Raw genomic sequence first — 23,731 nt, 5'->3', positions numbered from 1 at the left:
GGCTCACTCCCCGGCGTTCACGGGTTCCGCCGCCTGCTCGGCCGGCTGGGCCTTCCTCGCCTTGCGCCTGACGACCAGCATGGAGGCCACGCCGATCAGCACCGCCACCGCCAGACCGAGGTAGGAGAACCGCTTCAGCCAGTCCTCGGCGACCATGCCGACGTAGTAGACGACGGCCGTCGTGCCGCCCGCCCAGCAGATGCCGCCGAGGACGTTGGCGATCAGGAACTTCCAGTACGGCATGTGCAGAACGCCCGCGAGCGGCCCGGCGAAGATCCGCAGCAGCGCGACGAAGCGGCCGAAGAAGACGGCCCACATGCCCCACTTCTCGAAGGACCGCTCGGCCGTGGCCACATGGCCCTCGCTGAAGTGTCTCGGGAACTTGTTCGCCAGCCAGGCCAGCAGGGGGCGTCCGCCCTTGCGGCCGATCGCGTAGCCGATGGAGTCGCCGATCACCGCCCCGGCGGTGGCGCACGCGCCGAGCACGATGGGGTTGATGCCCGAGTGCTGTGAGGACATCAGGGCCGCCGAGACGAGGACGATCTCCCCCGGCAGCGGGATGCCCAGGCTCTCCAGGCCGATCACCAGGCCCACCAGGGCGTAGACGGCGACCGCGGGCACCGAGTCGAGCCATTCCTGGACGTGCACCGCCGGTTCCTCCCCTGTGGCTGACCTTGGTTCCGGGGCCTCGCTCGCCCTCCGCGTGCGGCGCGCATGCGGAGGGAGCCCCACGGGAAGGCTACCTGGTCGGCGGTGAACGACGGTTCGCGCGCACCCGCCGGGCGGACCGTCCCGCCCTCGCTCCTTCGGTTTCCGGACATCCCGGTGACGCGCGCGGAAGGGGCGGGCTCCCCCTGGTCTCGCCCGACCCGCCTCCCCCGGTCCTCACCGTGGGGCCCGCCGCGGAAGGAAGACGTCCCCGTGGCCTCACCGTCCCCGCTCACCCCGAGATCTCCGCCGCGCTCCCCGGGCGGGAGACGCCCCCCGCCCAGGCTTGCCGGGACCGGCCCGCCGCGCCGGTCCGGGCGACGACCCCGCCGGCGGGCCGTCCCGTACGGCCGGCCCTGTGCCTGGCGCCCCCGCTGTTCGCCACCGGCTGGGCCGTCACCAACCGGCCCGTCGCGCCCCGCGGCGCCGCCCCTGCTCCCCGGCGAGCTGAGCCCGTCGGCCCTGATCCGCGGGAAGACCTTGGGAACGGGGTGTCCGTGACGGGCCCGGGGCGGTGGGGCGACCACGCCCCACCGGTCACCCGCGGCGGGCCACCAGGCGGTAGGCGTTCGACAGGCCGAGGCGGTGGGACAGGGGGCGGATCGCGAAGCGGTCGAGGAGGGTCGCCGTGATCAGGGCGGGGACGCCCGCGAGGAGCAGTGCGGTGCGTACGCCGCGCCGGACCCCGCCGGGCCGCTCGGGCAGCCAGGGGGCGTCCTCGCGCGGGGCGGTGTGATCGAGGGCCAGCCAGACGGCGGCGAGCAGGTCGACCGGATCGTGCGGTTCGGCGTGCTGCTCCGCGACGACCGTGAAGCCCAGCTCGGTCAGCCGCCGGCGCAGGTTGGCGACCGGCATGAAGTGCAGGTGCTGCGGCTGGAGCCAGGGCAGCCACCAGCGGCCGAGGAGCCGGGCGTACCGGCTCTCCGGGTCGGGGACCTCGATCACCAGATGCCCGCCGGGACGGACGGCCGCATGGGCGGCACGGAGTTCGCGGTCGGGGTCGGTGCTGTGCTCCAGGTAGTGGAACATGCTCACGACGTCGTAGCGGGCGGTCAGTTCGGGCGCCAGGTCGGGGAAGGCCCCGCGATAGGCGTGGTCCACGCGGCCCGCGCGGGCGGCGAGTTCCACCCCTTCGGTGAAGTCGAGCCCGTCGAAGGCGGTGCCGGGCAGGACGGTACGGGCGGCCTCGCAGAAGTGGCCGTGGCCGGTGCCGACGTCCAGCCACGTCTTCGGGGTGGGGTCGTGTGGCAGCAACGCCTCCGCACGGCTTCGGTACATCGCGGTACGACCGCCGAAGGTACCGCTCATCCGCTGCTCGCCGAGACCGTCGTAGAAGTCCCGGTAGTAGAACCCCAGCCCCTCCTCGGTCAGTTGCGGGTTCTGGAAGAGGTGCCCGCAGTCGGCGCAGCGGTCGAGGGCGAACCGGCCGGGCTTGTGCTGGAGCAGGTCGGTGGTGTGCAGACGCGGGGTGAGCCGGCCGGAGGAGCACCAGGGGCAGGTGGTGCGCCGAGGTGCCAGGAAGCGGTCCGTTCCGTCCGCCAGAGCGGCCTGGTAGGCGGGGCGCAGGGCGGCGATACGGTCGGTCTTCGCCTGGTCGCGGTCGCTCATCGGCTCTCCCCTGCGAGTCGTTCGAGGTGGGTCGCCGCGCCCCGGGCGCCGCCCGCCGCGCGGAACGCGGTGCGGACCCGGGCGGCGGCCGCCCGGGCGGCGGGGTCGTGCAGGACCGTGTCGAGGGCCTCACCGAGCCGGGGCGCGGTGACCCGGCCGAACCTGACCCGGACACCGGCGCCGCAGTCCACGACCTGTCCGGCCACCACCGGCTGGTCGTCCCTGATGGGCGCGACCACGAGCGGGACACCGTGCCACAGTGCCTCGCACACGGTGTTGTGCCCGGCGTGGCAGATGACGGCGTCCATCCGCTCCAGCAGCGGGAGTTGGGGTACGGACGGCATGATCAGGACGTCCTTGTCGCCCGCCGTGGCCGGGAGTGCGCCGCCGGGGTCGGCGAGCACGGCCTGGACCCGGTCGGCGCGTTCGCGCAGGGCGGCGAGGCATACGGCGAGGAAGCGTCCACCGGCGTCGGCGTTCGCCGTGCCCAGGGTCACCAGGACCTTGGCCCGGCCGTGGTCCAGCCACTGCCAGGGGAAGCCGGGCGTGGCCGGGCGGCCGGCGAGCGAGGGGCCCACGTAGTGGATGTGCGGCGCCAAGGGTGCTTGTGGGCCGATGAGTTCGGGTGTGCTGAACACCAGCAACAGGTGGGGCGAGGAGCGCGGGTCGGTGTGCCCGGCCGGGTCACCGATCCGGGTCCGCAGCTCGGCCAGGCGCAGGCGCAGCCATGCGGCGACCTTGGGCAGACCGTCGTAGGCGCCGGTGAACTCCGCCGAGGTGGTCGCCGAGGTGGCCCACGGCAGTCCGAGGTCCTCGGCCACCAGGGGCCCGGCGAAGGCCTGTTGGTCGCAGACCAGCACATCGGGGCGGAACGCGGCGACGGCCGCGCGGACGCCGGGGGCCATCGCGTCGGCGAGCGGGAGCAGATACCACTCCCAGAGGAACTTCAGCGCCTGAGCGCCCCGCAGGTCGGGCGGTCGTACGACGCCCCCGACGCCCGGCACCGGTCCCGCGCACCCGAACACCTCGGCGTCCGCGCCGGCGAGCCCACGCACCAGCACCGGATCGGCACACACCCAGGCCACCCGGTGCCCGCGCGCCGCGAGTCGGGCGGCGACGCCGACCGCGGGGTTGATGTGACCGGTCAGCGGCGGGACGACGAAGAGGAAGGCGCTCACCGGACGCTCACCTCCGGGCGGATCAGGCCCAGGATGTGAGCGCCGACGGCGCCGGGCGCCTCCACGAGTACCGAGTGCTCATGCCCGGGCAGCACGACGGCCCGGAAGTCGGGCAGCAGCCCCCGCTTGAGCGGTACCAGGTCCACCAGGTCCGAGTCGCCGCCGTAGACGCCGAGCACCGGGCAGCGGACGGCGCTGATCTCGGCCTCGGTCAGCACCCGGCTGGCGGGGATGTCACGCCCGAGGGTGGTCTCGCGCGCCAGCCGGGCCGCCCCTTTGGCGAGACGGGCGGTGTTGTGGCCCCGGTGGGCGGTGATCCAGGCGATCGCGGCGGCCTCGTTGTGGGCGAGTTCGCTCGTCACCCGGCGCAGGATGCCGCCCAGTTTGGCCGCCCAGGCCCTGGTCGCGGGCTCGGACTCGATCAGCGTCAGACTGGCCGCGCGACCGGGGTGGCGGGCCGCGAAGCCGAAGGCGACGGTGCCGCCGTAGGAGTTGCCGACCAGGTGCAGGGGCCCGGTGGCGCCCAGGCGGTCCAGGAGGGCCGTGAGGTCGTCGATGTTGTGGTCGAGGGTGTAGCCGTCCGGCGGGCGCTCGCTGCGGCCGTGGCCGCGCAGGTCGTACATGACGACGTCGAGTCCGGCGGCCGCGAAGCGGGGGGCGACGGTGAAGTAGTAGCTGGCCAGGCTGTCGGTGAGCAGTCCGTGGACCAGGACGACGGTGGCGTGCGGTGTGCGGCCGCCGGTGGGGCCCATGCGCTGGACGTGCAGCCGGATGCCGTCGGCGTCGACCATGGCCATGGCTCAGCCCGCCTGCGGGGTCTGCAGGCTCCACACCACGTACTCCACGAGCCGGCCGACGGTCAGCTCGATGATCTCGTCGAACTCCATACCGGCCAGGAACTCGGCGAGGTTGACCCGTCCCGCGTACCGCTCCTCCATCAGTCCCGACAGGGTGACGAGGTCGATGCTCTCCAGTTCCAGGTCGCGGTTGAAGGTGGTGGACATGCCGATCACCACGTCGTCGTCGCCGTACTCCGCCAGCACCGTGCGGAGCATGCCGGTGACGTCGGCGAGCACGGTGTCCGCGGTGGGCTGCGCCGGGGCCGGCCAGGTGGGGTTCATCGGGTGTTCTCCTCGGCTGCTGGGGCGTGTGGTGCGTCGTCGGCGCCGGGCCCGGTCGTCCAGGCCACCACATAGGAGCGCGCCGGCAGTGACGGCGGGTTGGCCACCGGCACGCAGTGCACGGCGTAGGTGTGTGCCCGACGGCCGGAGACCAGCAGCCGGCTGCCGTCGGGGGCGGCCTCCCGCACGGCGAAGTCCCGGGGCCGACCGCCGAATCCGGTCCCTTCGGCCTTCGCGACCGCTTCCTTCGCGGCCCAGAAGCGGGTGAACCACAATGCTCGCGTATCCGGCCCGGGTGCCGTCCGGTCCCGCAGGAGCCGCAGTTCGGCGGGGCCGAGCGCGGTGGCGAGGGTCGCCGGGTCGCGTTCGGTGACCTCCTCGACGTCGATGCCGGGGCCCGGCCCGGGGGTGTGCGGCCGGACGATCGCCACCGCCGCCTCGGCCCGGTGGGCGAGCGAGACACGCAGCGGCGGCAGCGAGCGTCCGTGCACACCGGTGACGTACGGGCGGCCGAGTTCGTCGTTGCGGACTTGGATCTCGGCCGGGAAGACGGGGCCTTCACCGTGCTGCCAGAGCCACTGCCGTACCGCGTCCTTGACCGCGATCCGGCCCAGCAGCCACTGCCTGCGCCCGCGCGGCGGGTGTCCGGCGTACTCGGCGCGTTCCGCACCGCCCAGCGAGTTGCGCATGATGAGTTCGCGGGAGGCCAGGTCCGGCCAGCGTTCGTGGACCAGCGTCCAGCCGCCGGGCCGGGCCGCGGAGAGGGTGTGGCGCTCGGGAAAGCGTTCGACGGGCCGGGTCGTCGGGTCGTTGTCGAAGCGGCGGTCCTGCCAGCCGCCGATCACCGCCCACACCCGGCCGCCGACGGTCAGCTCCGCGTCCGCTTCCAGGACCGTGTCCGTGAGCGAGGTGATCCTGACCAGGCATCCAACCTCGGTGCCGGGAGCCGGGTGCGGCCCGTGGAAGCGCATCCGTCCGGTCTGCACGGGGAAGACGACGGTCCGCTCGGTACGGGTCGCCATGATCCAGTAGCCGAGCAGCTGGCCCACGTTGTCCAGCAGCGCCCCGGGTGCGGCGGGTGCCGTGATCACACCCCGGATGTGCCGGTCGCCGATCGCGGTCAGCTCGGTGAGGCCCTGGAACGCCGGGCCGTGGAACATCCAGCGGTCGCGGTAGAGCTGGGCGGCGGTGTGCTCGGGGGTCCGCTCGGGGCCGACCGGGATCGGGCTGGGCGGCGGTGGCGCGGGGTGGTGCGGGGCGAGTTCGATCACGGCGCGGGCGGTGGGGCCGAAGGTGACGGTGACGCGGCCGCGGTGCCGGGGGTCGGATGCGCCGTCGGAGTCGGCGGTGACTGTCACCTGGACGTCGACGGGGGGTGTCGCGGTGAGCCACCGATCGAAACGGGCTGCGTGCACCTCGACCGCCCGCAGGCCGGGGACCGCGCGCTCCGCCGCGTCCATCATGTGCCGGACGATCGTCGTGGCCGGCATCACCGGCCAGCGGTCCTCCACCTCCGGCCAGCCGGGTCGCTGCGGGAAGAAGCAGTGGTCCAGGAGGTGGGGCATGGTGTGCGGGGAGACGCGCAGGGTGGTCGTGGTCGACTTGGGGGCCGCCGGGGGCGTCGGGGTCGTCGGGGGCCGGCCGCGGGTGGCGGGTATGGCGGGCTCGGTGGGCCGGGCGGGTGTCGTGGCGGGAGCGGCGGGGGCGGTGGGATGAGGGAGCCCGGTCGGCTTGGTGGGCTGGCCGGGATGCGGATCGGGGGTGGGGGCCGAAGGCCGGCCCGCCGTGATCAGCTCGGCCGCGGTGTCCGCCGTCTCCCGGAGCAGCGCGGTCAGTTCGCCGGCGGCCGGGAAGCGCGCGGCGAGGCCGTCCAGCGGACCGGGGGCGCCAGGGGCGGGCGCGGCGGGCCGCAGCTCCGCGCGCAGCGCGTCCAGGACGGGACCGTCCAGAGACACCAGGGCGCCGCCGAGGTCGAGGCGGACCGGCGGGCGCCCGGCGGCCGCGCGCACCCCGGTCCCCGCCGTGGCGCGGGCCGGCAGCGCCGGTGCCACGGCCGCCCCCGCCGCCCACAAGGCCGTTGCCACGCGCCGTAGTTGGTCCATACCGCTGTGGTGGGGCGAGTTGGCGGCGACGGCCAGGTGGTCGCGGTCGCCGAGGGTGTCATCGATGAGGGAGGTGAGCCGGCCGGGGCCGGTCTGGACGAGGACACGGTGTCCGTCGGCGTACAGGGCCTCGGTGAGTTCCCGGAAGCGGACGGGTTCCAGCAGATGCCGTACGAACAGCTCGCGTACCGCCGACTCCGTGCGCGGGAAGGGCGCCGCGGTCGTCCCGGACCAGACCGGCACCGTCGGCTGGTTAATCCGGAAGCGTTCCGCGGCCTCCCTGATGGGGGCGAGGTAGGGCGCGAGCATCGGGGTGTGGAAGCCGGAGCGGAACGGCAGCACCTGGCAGAGCACGCCCCGCGCACGGAAGGACCGTACGAACTCCTCGATCGCCGCTTCCGGTCCGCAGACCATGGTCTGGCGCGGCGCGTTGTCGTGGGAGAGGACGATGCCGGAGTCCGTCCGGCTCTCGGCGAGCGCGGCGCGCACGTCCGTGGCGGAGCTGCCGACGGCGGCGAAGACCAGTCCGGGTACGGTGAGCGCGTCCGGATCGAAGTCGCCCATGAAGGCGTCGACTTGGGTGGCGGAGTACAGTCCGGCGGCCACCATCGCCGTCCACTCGCCGACGCTGTGTCCGGCCACCGCGTCCGGTACGACGCCGATACGGCGCAGCGCCTGGTCCAGCAGCCGGCCCACCCCGACGACCCCGAAGCCGTGTCGTCCGACGTCTCCCACCCTGACGTCCATGCCGGGCACCGGAGGCAGACCGAAGTGGGCGGCGATGTCGTCGGTGCGGGGCGCGAAGTCGCCCTCGAGGCCGGGGAAGACGAACGCCAGCCTGCCGCCGGCCCGGCCCAGCAGGGGGCCCGGCCGGAACCACACGTCGTTGCGGCCCTGCCAGGCGCGGCCCTTGGCGACGGCGCGGCGGGCCAGGGCGAGCCGCTTGGCGGTGGGGTCCACGACACCGAGGCGTACGGGACCGGCGTCCGGATGGGGGTCGTCGGGGTCGCGGCCGGCGGCGAGTACGGCGGAGTCGTCGGCGTCGAGGAGGGCCGCGAGATCCTCCGGGCGGGCGGCGGCGAGCAAGAGGACGCGTTCGGGCTCGACGACCCGCGCGGAGGCGGAGGTGGGGTTTGCGGCGGACACGGGGACGGGCGCGCGGGGAGGGTGTGCCGACGGCGGGTCCGCGGCGGCCGAAACGTCCGGATCGGTGGGTGCGGCGGGCGCGGGTGTGGCGCGGGCGCTCGGGGCCTCCTCCAGCACCACATGGGCGTTGATCCCGCCGAAGCCGAAGGCGTTCACGGCGGCCCGGCGGACCGGCTGCCGCGCGTCGGTCCGCCAAGGACGGGCCTGCCGGAGGGTACGGAAGCGGGTGGCGGCGAGGGCGGGGTGGGGGTCTTCGCAGTGCAGGGTGGGCAGCAGGGTGCCGTGGTGCAGCGCGAGGGCCGCCTTGACCAGGCCCGCCACTCCGGCGGCCGGCATGGTGTGCCCGATCATCGACTTCACCGAGCCGAGGACGGGCCGGTCGTCGGCGCCGGATGCCGTACCCGGCCCGAGCGCCTCGGCCGGTCCGAACACGTCGGCGAGTGTGGCCAGTTCGGCCGCGTCACCGGCGGGTGTGGCGGTGCCGTGGGCTTCCAGCAGGCCGATCGAGTCGGGTGCGGCCGGGTCGAGTCCGGCAGCCCGCCAGGCCAGGCGCACGGCGCGGGCCTGTCCACCCGGGTCGGGGGTGACGAGGCCGGCCGTACGCCCGTCACCTGCCACGCCCGTGCCACGGATCACGGCGTAGACGCGGTCACCGTCGCGTTCGGCGTCCGCGAGGCGTTTGAGGACGACGACGCCCGTGCCCTCGCCGATGAGGATGCCGTCGGCGTCGCGGTGGAAGGGGCGGACGCGCTCGCTCGGGGACAGGGCGCGCAGTTGGGAGAAGACGCTCCAGAGGGTGATGTCGTGGCAGTGGTGCACACCCCCGGCCAGCATCATGTCGCAGCGTTCGGTGGCGAGTTCGGTGACCGCCTGGTCGACGGCGACCAGGGAAGAGGCGCAGGCCGCGTCCAGGGTGTAGGCGGGGCCGCGCAGGTCGAGCCGGTTGGCGATGCGGGAGGCGGCGAGGTTGGGGACCAGGCCGATCGCGGAGTCGGGACTGTCCGGTCCGAGCCGCTCGGTGAACGCCGCTCGCACGCGCCCCAGTTGGTCGGGCGTGAGTCCGGGTAACAACTCGTTGAGCGTGTGCACCAGTTGTCCGGCCGTGCGCACCCGCTGGTCGAGCCGCGCCAGCCCGGGGCCGAGGTAGCCGCCGCGGCCCAGGGCCACGCCGATCCGGTCCCGCTCGGGCAGCCGTTCCTCGCCGCCCGCGTCGGCGATGGCGGCGGCGGCCACGTCCAGGGCGATCAGCTGGTCGGGTTCGGCGCCCGGGACGGAGGCGGGCATGATGCCGTAGCGGGTGACGTCCACCTGGGCGAGGCCGTCCACGAATCCGCCCCGCCGGCAGTACACCCGATCCGGCGCGGCGGGACCGTCGGCCGTGCCGGGGTGGTAGTAGTCGGCGTCCCAGCGTCCCGGTGGGACGTCACCGATCGCGTCGACACCGTCCCGCAGATTGCGCCAGTAGGCGTCGAGCCCGGCGGCGCCGGGCAGCAGTACCGCCATCCCGACGATGGCGACGGGGGTCTGCCGCGCGGTCCGTGGCAGGGACGATCGTGCCGGTCGCTGTGTCATGTCACCAGCCCGACGCGGTGTAGACGACGGCGCGGGCCGCCGGGTCGCCCCAGGCGAGTTCCCGGAGCAGGGCCGCCGTGCCCTCGTCGGGCTCGATCAGCCGCACCCCGCGTCGGGCGTACTCGCGGCCGAGTTCCGCGCCGACCATGCCGGTGTGGGTACCGGAGGGCGCCCAGGGTCCCCAGTGGACGGTGAGCGCGCGCCCGCCGGTGCGGGTGGCCCAGTCGGCGCCGAGTTGCGCCATGGCGTCGTTAGCGGCCGCGTAGTCGGCCTGTCCACGGTTGCCGAGGACGGCGGCGATGCTGCCGAACAGGACGGTGAAGGCGGGTGCGGCGGGCAGGTCGTCCAGGGCGGCGAACAGCGCGGCGGCCCCGGTCGTCTTCGTGCCGTAGACACGCTGGAAGGACTCGGGGGTCTTCTCGGCGATGAGCCGGTCCTCGATCACCCCGGCGGCGAAGACGACCCCGTCGAGGCGGCCGTGTTCGGCGTGGATCTCCTTGACCGCCCGCAGGACGGCGTCGCGTTCGCGGAAGTCCACCGAGCGGTAGCGGGCCGCGCTGCCGAGGGAGGCGAGTTCGGCGAGGGTGGTGGCGATCTCGCGCCGGGCGAGGATCCGTTCGGCGGCCCGGTTGATCTCGGCGGGCCTCGGCGCACCGGGGCCGGTCGCGAGCGCCGCGCGCAGTTCGGCGAGGGTGCGGGCACCGGCGGTCCGGGGGTCCTCGGGGCCATCGGGCGCGGAGGTACGGCCGAGCAGCTCGATCCGGCACCCGGAAGCGCCGGCGAGGGTGGCCGCGAACCTCGCCGTGATGCCCCGGGCACCGCCGGCCAGCAGCACCACGGAGTCCCGGTCGAGTCCGAGCGCGGCGGCCTCCGCGGCGCCCTCCCCGGCGGGGCCGGCACCGGTGCTGCCCAGCAGGCCCAGGGGCGCGGGCGTCGGTTCGAGCCCCTGCCGGGAACCGGCCGCCGTACGCAGGACGACGGGGGCCGGTTCCGGGGCGAGCAACTCGGCGCACACGGCCTCGGCGACGACCGCCGGGGAGGTGTCCCCGACGGCCACGACACGGGCGAGGACGTCGGGGTACTCCCGGACGACGGTACGGAACAGGCCGTCCAGACCCGCCGCGCGCGCCACCCCGGGCCCCTCGGCGGCTCGGACGGCCAGCAGACGGCGGGGCCCACCGACCAGCGCCGCGCGCAGCACGGGGAAGGCGGCCGGCAGCACCGGGAGATCGGCCCCCGCCAGCGCGCCCAGGTACACCACACCGTCCACGGCGCCGTCGGCGGCACCGAGGAGGTGGTTCGGGCCGAGCACCACGGCGTCGGCACCGTGCGCGGCGAGCCGTGCGGCGACCTCGGCCGCGACCCGGCCGGCGTCCGTGCCATGTGCGACGCCCGTGCCGTCGTCGCGATCGCCGTCGTGAGCGCTGTCCCGGTCACCGTCGTGACCGCTGTCGCGGTCGCTGTCGTGAGGACCGTCGCCGAGGATGACGAAGCGCAGACCGGCCAGGGCCCCGGCGGGGTCGGCGGCGGGTCGCGGGTGTGGCAACGGGACGGGGCGCACCTCGTAGCGCTGGGGAGCGGCGGTGTCGAACAGCTCGGCCGGACCCGCGTCCTGCTCGCGGGCCGGTTCCTCGTCTGCGGCGGCGTCCGCGCCGATTCGCGCCGTGAGCCAGTTCGTCACCGCGGCCGCCGTGCGGGCCTTGGCCAGTTCCTCCAGCTCCGCGTCGTCCAGCAGCTCGGCTCCGCCCGCGATGCCCAGACGCTTGGCGAGTTCGCCCGCTATCTCGGCCCGCTTGATCGAGTCGATGCTCAGGTCCGCCTCCAGATCGAGGTCGGGCTCGATCATCTCGACGGGATACCCGGTGCGTTCACTGATGATCTCCAGCACGACCCGCGCCACGTCGCCGACCGGCCCTTCCGATGCTTCCGGACTCCCCTGCTCATCCGGCTCGCCCGGCGGTGGCGCGGGCAGGGCAGGTCGTGTCGGCGTCTCGGCCTGTCGAGGCACGGCGGCTGGGATCGGTACGGCCGGTGCGGCGGGCACCGATCCCGTCGCACCGAAGTAGGTGAGCAGGACGTCGCGTTGGGCGGCGATCATCTCCCGGCTGGTGCGCAGGAACTCGGAGATCAGGGCGTCCCGGTCGGCGGGCGCGCCGTACGGCTGGTCGCTCGTCACAGTCGGCTCCAGGGCTCGTCGGGCCGGTGCGAGGGCACCGGGAAGGGTCGCTCCGTCGGCGGTGCGGACGAGGTGTCCGTCGACCGTCCAGCCGGGCCGCTCGGGCGCCGGGCCGCGCAGCGCGTCCACGGCGTCGCGGCCGCGGAACAGCCACGCGGCGCGCACCGGCGCCCCCACGACGGCGAGGGCGGCGAGCGCGTCGAGCCAGCCGGGCAGGCCGCTGTCGGCGCGGGGCTCACAGGCGACCGTACGATGCGGGCGGCCCCGGAGGATCTGCCCGACGAGCCGGGTGAGGACGGTGCCGGGGCCCGCCTCGACGAAGATCCGCGCGCCCGCCGCGTACATCTCCTCGATCTGCGTCGCGAAGGCGACCGGGGCGCCGATCTGCGCGGCGAGTTCGGCACGCACCCCGTCAGGGTCCGACGGATACGGCGCGGCGGTCCGGTTGGCCCACACCGGGAACTCCGGGGCCCTGACGGTCTTGCCCGCGAGGACCTTGGCGAACCGTTTCGCCGCCGGGGCCACGACCGGACTGTGGAAGGCGCAGGCCACGGGGATGCGCCGGGCTCCGAGGCCGGCCGCGCGCAGCAGTCGTACGGCGGTGTCGAGGTCCTCGGTCGGTCCCGAGATCACCGTCTGCTCGGGCGAGTTGAGGTTGGCGACGACGACCGACTCGGGTGCCCCGGCCGCGCTCAGGACGCGGGAGACGTCCTCAGCGGGGCCCGCGACGGCGGCCATGGCGCCGGGTTCGTCGCCCGCCGCCGCCAGGATCGCCTCGGCGCGTTCGGTGCTCAGCTCCAGCAGGTCCTCCGGATCCAGTGCGCCGGCCGCGGCGAGCGCGGCCAGCTCGCCGTAGCTGTGCCCGGCGGCCAGATCGGGGCGGACGCCCGCTGAGGTGAGGAAGGCGTGGGCGGCGAGACCGGTGATGCCGAGTGCCGGCTGCGCCGTCCGGGTGTCGGTGAGGGCGGCCCGGTGCCGCTCGCGGGTGGAGTCCTCGAAGGCGGCGGGCGGATACAGCGGGGCCGCGTGGGCCCGGCCGAGGTGCAGATAGTGCCGCAGCTCCGGCAGGGCGACCAGCAGATCGGCGAGCATGCCGGGCCGTTGACTGCCCTGGCCGGGAAAGAGGAAGGCGATGCGGCCGCCCTTGGGGCGCCGGGCCCCCGACGAGTCCGGTGCGTCCACCGGGCAGGCGGCGTCCACGGAGTCCTGGCCGGCCGTCGCCGGGCCCCGGGCACCCACCGGGCACCCGCCGTCCCCTCGGTCCCGGTCCCGGTCCCTGTCGCCGTCCAGCGGGTCCGCGAGATGGATACCGGCGGTCGGATCGTGCTCGCCGGCGAGGACGCGCCGCAGTTGTGTGGCCAGTTCGTCCGGGTCCCGGGCGACGAGCGCGGCCCGGACCGGTTCGTCCGAGGTGTCGGCGCGGCGGGCCGCGGCCAGGGCGAGGTCGCGCAGGCGCCAGGGACGGCCGTCGGCCTCGGCGACCCGGAGCAGCTCCGCGACCTCGCGGTGCGCCGCCGCCGTGTCCCGTCCCCGGAACAGGAGCAGCTCGGCGGGCCACGCGTCCAGGGTCTGCCGGGGCGGCACGGCGGTCTCGTGCGCGGCCAGCACCACGTGGAAGTTGGTACCGCCGAAGCCGAACGCGCTGACCCCCGCGAGGCGTTCGGCGGCGGGGGCCGCCCAGGGCTGGGCCCGGGTGTGGAAGGCGAAGGGGCTGGCGCCTTCCGCCCAGGCGGGGTTGGGCCGCTCCAGATGCAGGGTGGGCGGCTTGACGCCGGTGTGCAGGGCGAGGGTGGTCTTGATCAGACCGGCGAGTCCGGCGGCGCACTTGGTGTGCCCGATCTGCGACTTGACGGAACCGAGCGCGCACTCCCCCCGCTCCGCGCCCGCCTCGGTGAACACGGCTTCGAGCACGGCGAGTTCGGTGCGGTCTCCGACGACCGTGCCGGTGCCGTGCGCCTCCACCAGCCCGACCGCGGCGGGTGAGACACCGGCGTTGCGGTACGCCCGCTCCAGCGCGGCCCGCTGGCCTTCGGGGCGGGGCGCGGTCAGGCCGAGTGAGCGGCCGTCGCTGGCGGCGCCGAGGCCCTTGACCACCCCGTAGACGCGGTCGCCGTCGCGTTCGGCGTCGGCGAGCCGTTTAAGGACCACGCAGGCCACCCCCTCGCCGAGGGCGATCCCGTCGGCGGAGGCGTCGAAGGCGCGGGAGCGGCCGGTCGGGGAGAGCGCGTGGACGGAGGAGAAGAGCACATAGTCGTTGATGCCGTTGTGCAGGTCGGCGCCCCCGCACAACACCACGTCACTGGCGCCTGAGACGAGTTCCTTGCAGGCCACGTCGAGGGCGGCGAGGGAGGAGGCGCAGGCGGCGTCGACGGTGTAGTTGGCGCCGCCGAGATCCAGCCGGTTGGCGATCCGGCCGGAGATGACGTTGGCGAGCATCCCGGGGAAGGAGTCCTCGGTCAGCCGGGGTAACTGCTCCTCCAGTCCCGACGGGACCCGGCCGTAGTACGACGGGAGTACGGCGCGCAGGGTGACCGCGTTCGACAGGTCGCTGCCCGCTTCCGCGCCGAAGACCACGGAGGTGCGCGAGCGGTCGAAGTCCCTTCCCCCGGACCCGTATCCGGCGTCGTCCAGCGCTCTGCGGGCCGCTTCCAGGGACAGCAGCTGTACCGGTTCGATGCTGCCGAGGGAGGTGGGCGGGATGCCGTAGCGCAGCGGGTCGAAGGGGATGCGGGGCAGGAAGCCGCCCCATTTCGAGGCCGTGGCGCCGGTGGTGTGGTGCACGGCGGGGTCCCAGCGGTCGGACGGTACCTCGGTGACGGCGTCGCGTCCGAGGACGACGTTCGCCCAGAAGGAGGCGAGGTCGGGGGCCTGCGGGAACATACAGGCCATGCCGACGATCGCGATGTCGAGCGGTGCGGGCGGCTCCGGTTCGCCGGTGGACCGGGGTAGGAAGAGCGCGGCATGTGCGGCCTGCCCGGCCCGCGCGGTCAGGAAGTCGGCGGCGCCGTCGGTCACCGACCGGTGCAGGGCCGCCACGGTGGTGGTCGCCGCGCGCAGGACGGCGACGTCGCCGGCCATGAACATCCCGTCGTTCAACTGCCGTTCTTCCTCGACGGTCCGCAACTCGCCGTCGGCGGTGCGTTCCAGTCCCTTGCTGGCGATGCGCAACCGGCCCACGTTGAGGCGCTCCAGCGATTCCCAGACCTCCCGGTCGGGCACGTCCCTTCCCCGCAAGGCGGCTTCCCGCTCGCGGTAGTCCTCCGTGAAGGGGCTGGGCACGCAGCGGGTGGCGTGGCCGGGTGCGGTCTCCAGCAGGGCGGTAGCGGTGGCGGCGAGCACCTGGCGCTGGAAGAGGGGCTGGATGGCCCCCTGGGTGACGGCCTCCTCCGTGAACAGGTAGGCGGTGCCCATGAGGACGCCGACGGCGGAGCCCCGGGCGGTGAGCGGCGCGGCCAGGGCGGCCACCATCGCCGCCGACCGCTCGTCGTGGATGCCGCCCGCGAAGAGGATCTCCAGCCGGCGGGCCGTCTCGTCGGCGGTGCCGGCGTCCGCAGTCGCCTCGGTGTCCGCCAGGAAGTCCTCCAGTACGCCTAGTTGGGCCTCCCACAGCGGGAAGGAGGCTCGGGGCCCGACATGCCCGCCGCACTCCGACCCCTCGAAGACGAACCGGCGCGCCCCGGCCTCCAGGAACTGCCGCAGCAGCCCGGGCGAGGGCACGTGGAGAAAGGTGTGGATCCCGGCCCGTTCCAGCGCCTCGGCCTGGGCCGGCCGCCCGCCCGCGATGACGGCGTGCGTGGGCCGCAGCTCCCGTACGGCCTCGAGCTGGGCGTTCCTGATGTCCTCGGGCGCGAAGCCGAGCACGCCGACGCCCCAGGGCCGCCCGTCCAGGACGGCACGGGCCTCGGTGAGCATCGCCCGGGTCCGTTCGCCGTCGGCGAGGGCCAGCGCGAGGAAGGGCAGCGCCCCGCCCTCGGCGACGGCGGCGGCGAAGCCGGCCTGATCGCTGACGCGGGTCATCGGCCCCTGGGCGACCGGCAGTCGCGTGCCGAGCGCCCGGCTCATGGCGGACCCGGGACGCAGCGCCCGAACGGCCACCCCGGCATCGGCGCTGTCAGCAGCCTCGGGGACATCTCGTGCGTCCATCCCCGGCGCCCCTGCGGGCCTTGCCGGCGTTTCGGGGATCACCGGATCGGTGACCTCCCGCATCGCCGCCGACAACGCGCGCACCACTCCCCGCACGTTCCCCCACCGCTCGGCGAACCGGGCGGCGAGGAATCCGTCCTGGCCCACGGGAAGCAGTCGGCCGGGGAGGTCGCGGGCGCCCAACAGGGAGGCGACCGTGCCGGGATCGTCGGCAGGTGGCCGCAGGGCCGCGGGGCCGCGTCGGCGCAGCACCCGGTGACCGCCCAGCACCACAGTCTCCGAGCCGTCGAGGGACCGCAGCGCGGCCCGGACCGTCTCGGGAAGCGAGGACTCGGCCAGCAGGGCCAGTTGGGAGTCGAGCACCACTCCGGCCGCCCCGCCCGCCACGGCGGCGACAGCCGTACGCGGCCCCACGCCACCACGGGCCCAGACGGGCAGGCGGCTCAACTCCGGGTCGCCGAGCAGTTGTTGCAGTAGCACGTAGGTGCTCAGCGCACCAACCCGGCCACCGCCCTCCGATCCCCGGGCGATGAGCCCGTGGGCGCCCGCGCGGGCCGCCTCACGTGCCTGGCCGAGGTCGGTCACCTCGGCCAACACACGGAAGCGAGCGACGAGTCGGTCCACCCGCCAGGGTGCGTCGGCGGCGAGGACCACGGTGTCGGGGGCGTCTTCGAGGTCGTCCGGGGCCAGCGTGCAGCGGCCCGTCACCCGTACCCCGAAGGGCCCGGGCGCGGCCCGTCTGAGCCGGGACAGCTCTTCGCGGGATCTTCGGTCTCCGGTGTCCAGGTCGAGCACACCCAGCCCGCCCGCGGCCGAGGCGGCGGCGGCCAAGCCCGCGTCGGGCTCACCGAAGGGTGTGATGCACAGGATCAGGTCATGGGCGCGCACAGGGGAGGTCATGAGGCTCCGGCACATTCGGCGAGACAGCACGGTGGGGGGTTTGTGCGGCGGGACGCTCTGGTGCGAGGGCTCCGGAACCTAGCGAGGGCCTACTCACGGGTCAATAACGACGCGGCCTTTCCCCGCCCGGTGGCTCCGATTCGGCCAGCCCACCGAATTCCCCGCAAGAGACCGGAAACCCGATCAATCACCTTCATTGGTCGACGCCTGCCGATGCGTCCGCCCTGCGCCACAACGCCACAAGTCCACCCAAGCGTGCGCCCGGTTCACCCTCCACTCATCCGGTCGTCACACGCCATGACAGTGAGGCGTCGTCTGTAAACTTCACATGACCTTCGCGCCATGGCGAAAACCGCGCCCGGCGCGCCCCTTCCGCCCCCTGACGGCTCCTCAGACCGCCCTCGCGCGCACCACCGAAGCGGTTACCGTCCCGGCGTCGGGCCCGGGAATCCCGAGGTGGGGACGGCGGCACCGCGTCTTCCGTTGGCCCGGTGCGACCACTGCCGTGCGGCGGCCGACGAGCACCCCGCGAGCCGCACGCCCGCACCCACGCCCGCGCCCGCAGCCGGCGCGACCCTGTCGGCGTGCACGGCCCGGGCATCCCGGCCGAGTCCGCGGGCGGGACCGCGCAGCCGGCCGCGGACGGCCCCGACCGGCCCACCGGCCGAGGCGACGAAGGACGACGGCCCGCAGGACGTACGGGACGTGCCCACGGGCGCCGAAGCGGCCGAGGGCGACGCGGCAGACGACGACTCACCGGACGGCGAACCCGTGGACGGCGAAGCGGCAGAGGGCGAATCGGTCACCCCGGGGCCGCTGTCGTTCGGGCGGCCCGCGCGGCCGGCCGGGGAGACCCAGCCGGCACCGGGCACGGGCCGCGCGGGGACACCGTTGTCAACAGACCAGCTCCTGACCGCGAGCGCGGTGGTGAGCAGCAGCAGCGAGGTCAGCGCGACTCCCAGGGCGACCACCGTACGGTGACGACGGCGGCCCTCCCCCACGACGCGATGCCGGCCGGCGAGCCCCAAAGCCCCCGGAGCCCCCGCACCCGCCACGCTCGCGGACGGCCGCTCCTCGACGGCGCCACGGCCGGGACGTATGTCGAGATAGCGGCGGGCGCCCCAGCCGAGCACGGTCTCGGCGAGGAGGAGCTCCAGACCGTCGGTGAACGGGGCGAGTTGTTCGGCCGCGTACCGGCAGAACCGGCACACCGCCAGATGCCGACGCACCTCCGGCGGCAACGCGTTCCCGCCACCGCGACGCATGGCCACGTCGAGGAGCCGGTTGTAGAGACGGCATTCAGTGGAAGGCGCGAGTTCCTGGTGGGCACGTACGCAGCCGGACCGGAATTGCTCCCGCGCCCGTTCCAGAGCGGCCGTCGCGGTGGCCGTGTCGATGCCCAGCAGACCAGCGGGTATGTTTATGGGTTCCGCTTCGACCTCGGTGTGCCAGAGAAGGCATTGCGAACCCCCCGGAAGAGCCTGGAATGCGCTTTCGGCCAGCTGACGCCTTTCCGGTGTTCCGGGTTTTGTCGCACTGAGCCCGCGGCCACCGGCGGTCTTGCGCAATTCCGGCAGGGCGGCACAGGTTCCCTCGTCCGTCGCCCAGGCTCGGACGGTGTCACGGACGGCCACCAGCAGTCGCGGTCGCAGGGCGCAGCCGACCGCCGCGCCGGAGACGCGGTCGAAGACCTGGTGGAAGGCCGCGGTGGCCACCAGGTGGGCCGTCGGCCCGGCGGAGGTCAGACAGACCGCCGCGTAGTCGCGGGCGGCGCGCCAGTGCCGGGCCAGCAACACGGCGACGGCATGGTGCCGGGCGACGTACGGACCGGCGAGCTGGGTGATCAGATCGCCGTCGGACTCCCCGGAGGGGCCGGGCAGCGGCGGGTACGGGGGGCGTGGGGGGTAAGGGGACTGCACGGGACCATTTCCTTTCCAGCCGCAGGGCGGCAGACGAAACCGCACCCTGTCGGAAAGCAGTACCTGATTGGTGCGTACCTTTAGTCGGCACCCTCCCGCGGGGAGGCTCACCTTCGCACACGCGCCTCACCGGAAACAAGAAGTTCGAATGACTCGCCCTCAACATCGTTAAACCGTATGGAGGTTACCGGGGGTATCCCCTGGATCGCGGCGCCCCCGAGGCCGCATGAAGGCCACCTTGTGCGCACCGAAAGGGGGGTGGCACACATAATCTCCGACTTCTCGGTTCCCCCCTCTCCCCCCGGAAGGCGGCAAACGAAAGAGGGGCCCACATGGGCCCCTCTCCGCCGATACCGGGACGGTCTAGCCGTTGGGACGCAAGGTCCACACGACGGTCATCTCACCCGTCACCGCTCCGTCCGCACGCCGGATCTCGATCGCGACCGGGAACTCGGGACGCTGCCCCGCGTCCAGCTCGGCCACCACCTCGGCGGCCGGACGACCCAGGGTCGCGGTCGCGGTGACGGCACCCATCGCCAGCTTCCGGTAGGTGATCTCGGCCCGCACGGCGAGCGGCACCGCGCGCGAGAGCTGCTCACCGAAGGCGGCCAGCACGATGGCCCCGCTGGCCGACTCCCCGAGCGTGAACATCGCGCCGGCGTGCGGACCGCCCACGTGGTTGTGGTACTCGCCCTGGTCCGGCAGGGACACCACGGCTCGCTCCGCGGAGGTCTCCTGGAACTCCAGGTTCAACGTCCGGGCCATGGGCACGGTGGCGGCGAGCATCTCGCCGATCGACATCTGGTCTGCGCTCATGACCATCATGTTACTCATGAGTAGCCCTGGCTGACCAGGCTCTGTGCGGACGGTCACCCCACTTCCCCGTCACCCCGGCGGCGACCGGATACCGAAGCGGGTCCCCCACGGCACTAGGGTTACTGGCCATGTGGCCAGATCAGCAGCCGCCAGGGGGCGCGCACAACCCGCAGCAGAACCCGTACCAGCAGCCGGGTTACCAGCAGCCGAATCCGTATCAGCAGCCCGGGCCGCAGCAGCACCCGCAGGCAGGGCCACCCGGGCAGCAGCAGCCGGCCGGACCGTACGGGCAGCCGCCGTACGGGCAGCAGCCGCAGTGGGGGCAGCCCACCGTGCCGACGCCCGGGCCCCCGCAGGGCGGTGGCGGCCGTACGAAGCTGATCGCCGTCGTCGCGGCCATGGCGGTCGTGGTCGCCGCCGCCGTGACCGGCTTCCTGGTCCTCGGCGGTTCCAAGGACGACGAGGCCAAGGACGACAAGGGCGGGCCGCATCCGAGCCAGTCGCCCACGTCGGCACCGACACCGGACCCGTCCTCCTCCACCGCGCAGGACGATCCGCGCGGCAACTCGACGGAGAAGCCGACCATCGCGGGCTGGAAGGTCGTGGTGAACCCCAAGTGGGGCGTCGCCTTCGACGTGCCGCCTGAGTGGGAGGTGCAGACGCCCGGCCTCGCGGTCTACTTCGACTTCCCGAAGTCCGAGAAGGACAAGGGCATCACCATGTCGGGCATCGCCGAGTACAAGTCCAAGTGGTGCACCTCCGACGACGACAAGGACGGCCGCACCGAGGACACCGCGCTCGCGGTCGTGGGCACCAAGGGCGCCGGCGGTGCGAAGAACTCGAACGAGATCGCGCTCAACACACCGCCCTGGTGGGTCTACGGCGGCTACACCATGCCGGACAAGAAGAGCATCTCGTGGGACAAGAAGGCCACTGCCTTCACGTCCGCTTCGGGGGTGAAGGGCAGCTACGCCTGGGCCCAGTCGTCCCACACGCCGCGCAGGGGCAAGTGCGTGACCGACGGCAAGGCGCTCACCTTCGGCTTCCAGAACTCGGCGCACGACTACGTGTCGTTCAACTTCTTCGGGGCCACGGGCGTGCGGGGCGAGATCCCCAAGGCGACCGTCCTGAAGGTGCTCGGCACGGTACGGCTGCACGGGACACCGACGGCCCAGTGAGGCCGGCCCCGCCGGCGCCGGCCTCAGCCGATGCCGAACGCCCCGTCCGGCGGCACCGGTGACGGCACGGCGTCGGGGTCCTCGACCGGTCGGGCCCCGCCGATGAACCGCCGTACGCCCGCGCCGTGTTCGACGCGTGCCGGGAAGGCGTCCGCCGCCACCCGGCGGGCCAGCCCGGCGATGTCGGGGGACCGGTGCGCGGCGACGAGGATCGCGTTGCCGAACCGGCGGCCGCGCAGCACCCCCGGTTCGGCGACCAGCGCGACCTCCTCGAAGGCCGCCGCGAAGGTGGCCAGTTGGGAGCGCAGGAAGGCGAAGGGGGCCGCGTCCGCGAGGTTGGCCAAGTAGACCCCGCCCGGACGCAGCACCCGGTCTGCCTCGCGGGCGTAGGCGAGCGTGGTCAGGTGCGCCGGTACCCGGGACCCGCCGAACACGTCGGCGACCACGACGTCGGCGTGATCGTCCGGGGCCGCCTCCAGCCAGGCCCGGGCGTCCGCGCCGTGGGCGGCGATCCCGGAGCCTGCCGGGAGCGGCAGGAACTCGGCGACCATGTCCAGCAGCCCCCGGTCGGCGTCGACGACGTCCTGCCGCGAACCGGGCCGGGTGGCCGCCACGTACCTGGGCAGCGTCAGCGCGCCGCCGCCCAGGTGCAGCACGTCCAGCGCCCGCCCGGGCTCGCCCGCGAGATCCAGGGCGTGCCCGAGCCGCCGCGCGTACTCGAACTCCAGATGAGCGGGGTCGTCCAGGTCGACGTACGACTGCGGCGCCCCGTCGACCGTGAGCAGCCAGGCCCGCTCCCGGTCGACGTCCGGCATCAACTTGGCGGTGCCGTGGTCGGTGGTCCTGGTGACGGGTATCGCTTCGTTCACCCGTCCATTGTGGGGTGCGCGTGAGTGCGGGGGCGCGAGATGCGGCCCCGGCCGTCCCACGCCCCCGCGCCTCACCCCTGGTCGCCCACCTGGACGACGGTCCCCGCCCCGACGGTCCGGCCGCCCTCGCGGATGGCGAACCCGAGTCCGGGCTCCAGCGGGACCTCACGGCCCAGTTCGACGGTCATGGTGACCGTCTCCCCGGGCCGGGCGACGGTGGCCTCGCCCAGGTCGACGTCGCCCACCACGTCCGCGGTACGGATGTGGAACTGGGGCCGGTAACCGGTGGCGACCGGTGTCGTACGGCCCCCTTCGCGCGCCGACAGCACATGGACGCGCGCCGAGAACCGCCGGGCCGGCACCACGCTCCCGGGCGCCGCCAGGACATGCCCGCGCCGGACGGCGTCGCGTGGGACCCCGCGCAGCAGGACGGCGACGCTGTCCCCGGCCTGCGCCTCCCGCATCGGCCTGCCGAACGTCTCCAGGCCGGTGACCACGCTCTCCACGTCGGCGCCGAGCACCGACACCCGGTCCCCCGGGCGGAGGGTGCCCCGCTCAACGGCTCCCGTGACGACCGTGCCCCGGCCGGTGATGGTGAGCACGTTCTCCACCGGCAGCAGGAACGGCGCGTCCAGATACCGCTCGGGCATCGGAACATAGGTGTCCACCGCGTCGAGCAGCGCCTCGACGGACGCCGTCCAGCGCGGGTCGCCCTCCAGCGCCCGCAGCCCGGAGACGCGGACCACGGGCACGGCGTCACCCGGGTAGCCCTGCGCGGTGAGCAGGTCGCGGACCTCCAGCTCGACCAGGTCGACGAGTTCCTCGTCACGCACGCCGTCGGCCTTGTTGAGCGCGACGACGATGTGGTCGACGCCCACCTGCCGGGCGAGCAGGACGTGTTCTGCGGTCTGCGGCATGATCCCGTCGAGCGCGGAGACGACGAGGATCGCCCCGTCGAGCTGCGCGGCGCCGGTGACCATGTTCTTGACGTAGTCGGCGTGCCCCGGCATGTCGACGTGGGCGTAGTGGCGGGTGTCGGTCTCGTACTCGACGTGCGCGATGTTGATGGTGATGCCGCGGGCCGCCTCCTCCGGGGCGCGGTCGATGCGGTCGAAGGGGACGAACGTGCCGGTGCCGCGCTCGGCGAGCACCTTGGTGATGGCGGCGGTCAGGGTGGTCTTGCCGTGGTCGACGTGACCCATGGTGCCGATGTTCAGGTGCGGCTTGGTGCGCACGTAGGCCGTTTTGGACATGGCGGTACCTCGGAGTCTCTCGGGTCGTACGGGATGGCGGGACCCCGGGGACTGGCCGACCCTCCCCCTGCGGGGTCCGCCGGACGATCCGGAGAGGGTCAGCTTCGGGCGCCGTCGACAGCGGCCACGAGAAACGGGACGGCAGCCTTCGGGGCATCCGCGACGGCGGATGCTGCGAGGAGGAAGGCGTACCGGAACATGGCGTCGATCATCGCCGACGGTTTGTCCGGCGTCGAATGGTTTTCGGCGGTGGCCGGGACAGGGGGGTGAGCGGTTCCCCGGGCCGGGTTCAGGCGCCGATGTTCTTCAGTGCCTCGCGGACGGTCAGCGGCGCGAACCGGCCCCGCTCGCGCGCCAGGAAGGTCCGTACGGCGTCGGGGTCGGTCTTGGCGTACTCGCGCAGCGCCCAGCCGATCGCCTTGCGGATGAAGAAGCCGGGATGGCCGGACTGGAGCAGACAGTAGGCGAACAGGCGCTCGTGGTCGGTGCGTTCCTTGTAGGCCAGCTGGTGGAGCAGGGCCGTACGCGCTACCCACAGGTCGCCGTCGGTGATCCAGGCATCCATGGCGGAGGCGAGGTGTGGCTCGGCGGCGACCAGGGCTCCGACGACGTGCGCGGCGAGCAGGTCGACGGTGTCCCACCAGGGGACGGTGGTGACGAGGTGCCTGGCGACCGGGAGGAAGGCGGCGGAGCAGCGGGGCGCGTTGCGGCGCAGGTAGTCGACGGCGAAGTAGTGGTACTCGCGCTCGGGCAGCTCCCAGCAGCGCAGGGCGATCGCGGTGCAGTCGGCCTCGGTGGGGCGGGCGGTGCCGGCGAGCACGGTGCGCGACAGGGCGCGGCGCGCCGGGGTGGGGATGCCGAGGAAGGGTGCGACGTCCTTCATATAGGCCCGCATGGGGGCGGCCCGCCCCGGGTCGGCCGCGGCGCCGTACACGGCCGTCAGGCGTTCGAGCACGACGTCGGCGAGGGCGCTGCGCGGCACCTCCGGCGGCGCCGCACCTGTGACGGTCATGCGACGAACCATACGGCGATCCCACACATC

General features: G+C 74.1%; 13 protein-coding genes. 1 reads left to right on the top strand and 12 read right to left on the bottom strand.

The annotated features are described in order from the left end of the window. Positions 1-3 precede the first annotated feature (3 nt). From ACIBA9_RS32715 to ACIBA9_RS32675, 9 genes are all read right to left on the bottom strand, one after another. Positions 4-648, bottom strand: coding sequence for a DedA family protein (locus tag ACIBA9_RS32715; RefSeq protein WP_399368746.1), 645 nt, complete (start codon positions 646-648; stop codon positions 4-6). 597 nt (positions 649-1,245) lie between these two features. Then, positions 1,246-2,316, bottom strand: a complete 1,071-nt coding sequence (locus ACIBA9_RS32710) for a class I SAM-dependent methyltransferase (protein ID WP_399368744.1) — start codon at positions 2,314-2,316, stop codon at positions 1,246-1,248. Next, the gene (locus ACIBA9_RS32705) at positions 2,313-3,494 is read right to left on the bottom strand and encodes a glycosyltransferase (protein WP_399368742.1); all 1,182 of its coding nucleotides are present in this window, start codon (positions 3,492-3,494) and stop codon (positions 2,313-2,315) included. The genes ACIBA9_RS32710 and ACIBA9_RS32705 overlap by 4 nt, the downstream gene beginning before the upstream one ends. Then, positions 3,491-4,291 carry an alpha/beta fold hydrolase gene (locus ACIBA9_RS32700; protein ID WP_399368740.1) on the bottom strand — a complete coding sequence of 267 codons (801 nt, stop codon included), beginning with the start codon at positions 4,289-4,291 and terminating at the stop codon, positions 3,491-3,493. The genes ACIBA9_RS32705 and ACIBA9_RS32700 overlap by 4 nt, the downstream gene beginning before the upstream one ends. 3 nt (positions 4,292-4,294) lie before the next feature. Further along, the gene (locus ACIBA9_RS32695; RefSeq protein ID WP_362155774.1) at positions 4,295-4,615 is read right to left on the bottom strand and encodes an acyl carrier protein; all 321 of its coding nucleotides are present in this window, start codon (positions 4,613-4,615) and stop codon (positions 4,295-4,297) included. After that, positions 4,612-9,435 carry a beta-ketoacyl synthase N-terminal-like domain-containing protein gene (locus ACIBA9_RS32690; RefSeq protein ID WP_399368738.1) on the bottom strand — a complete coding sequence of 1,608 codons (4,824 nt, stop codon included), beginning with the start codon at positions 9,433-9,435 and terminating at the stop codon, positions 4,612-4,614. Before ACIBA9_RS32690 ends, ACIBA9_RS32695 begins: the two co-directional genes overlap by 4 nt. A 1-nt stretch (position 9,436) precedes the next feature. Beyond that, positions 9,437-16,654 carry an SDR family NAD(P)-dependent oxidoreductase gene (locus ACIBA9_RS32685; RefSeq protein ID WP_399368736.1) on the bottom strand — a complete coding sequence of 2,406 codons (7,218 nt, stop codon included), beginning with the start codon at positions 16,652-16,654 and terminating at the stop codon, positions 9,437-9,439. 422 nt (positions 16,655-17,076) lie between these two features. After that, entirely contained in the window at positions 17,077-18,573 is a 1,497-nt protein-coding gene (locus ACIBA9_RS32680) for a hydrolase (protein WP_399368734.1), read from the bottom strand. A gap of 363 nt (positions 18,574-18,936) precedes the next feature. Further along, a complete protein-coding gene (locus tag ACIBA9_RS32675; RefSeq protein WP_399368732.1) occupies positions 18,937-19,389 on the bottom strand; it encodes a DUF4442 domain-containing protein in 453 nt (150 codons plus the stop codon). Positions 19,390-19,517: 128 nt separating this feature from the next. Between ACIBA9_RS32675 and ACIBA9_RS32670 the strand changes: the two genes are divergently transcribed. Beyond that, on the top strand, positions 19,518-20,567 hold the full coding sequence (locus tag ACIBA9_RS32670) for a hypothetical protein (RefSeq protein WP_399368730.1): 1,050 nt from the start codon (positions 19,518-19,520) through the stop codon (positions 20,565-20,567). 23 nt (positions 20,568-20,590) lie between these two features. Here the strand turns inward: ACIBA9_RS32670 and ACIBA9_RS32665 are convergent, their stop codons facing one another. The 3 genes from ACIBA9_RS32665 to ACIBA9_RS32655 all read right to left on the bottom strand — a co-directional run bounded on the left by ACIBA9_RS32665 (position 20,591) and on the right by ACIBA9_RS32655 (position 23,701). Beyond that, positions 20,591-21,436: a spermidine synthase gene (locus ACIBA9_RS32665; RefSeq protein WP_399368728.1), complete on the bottom strand. Its 846-nt coding sequence runs from the start codon at positions 21,434-21,436 to the stop codon at positions 20,591-20,593. Positions 21,437-21,507: 71 nt separating this feature from the next. Continuing rightward, positions 21,508-22,689 (bottom strand): elongation factor Tu, encoded by a 1,182-nt coding sequence (gene tuf, locus ACIBA9_RS32660; protein WP_399368726.1) that lies wholly within the window; start codon positions 22,687-22,689, stop codon positions 21,508-21,510. A gap of 289 nt (positions 22,690-22,978) precedes the next feature. Beyond that, positions 22,979-23,701, bottom strand: coding sequence for a DNA alkylation repair protein (locus ACIBA9_RS32655; RefSeq protein ID WP_399368724.1), 723 nt, complete (start codon positions 23,699-23,701; stop codon positions 22,979-22,981). Between the last annotated feature and the right edge of the window lie 30 nt (positions 23,702-23,731).

It is taken from the genome of Streptomyces sp. NPDC051452 (genome assembly GCF_044454765.1).
Taxonomy (GTDB): Bacteria; Actinomycetota; Actinomycetes; order Streptomycetales; family Streptomycetaceae; genus Streptomyces.
This window is presented reverse-complemented; position numbering and strand designations above follow the sequence as displayed.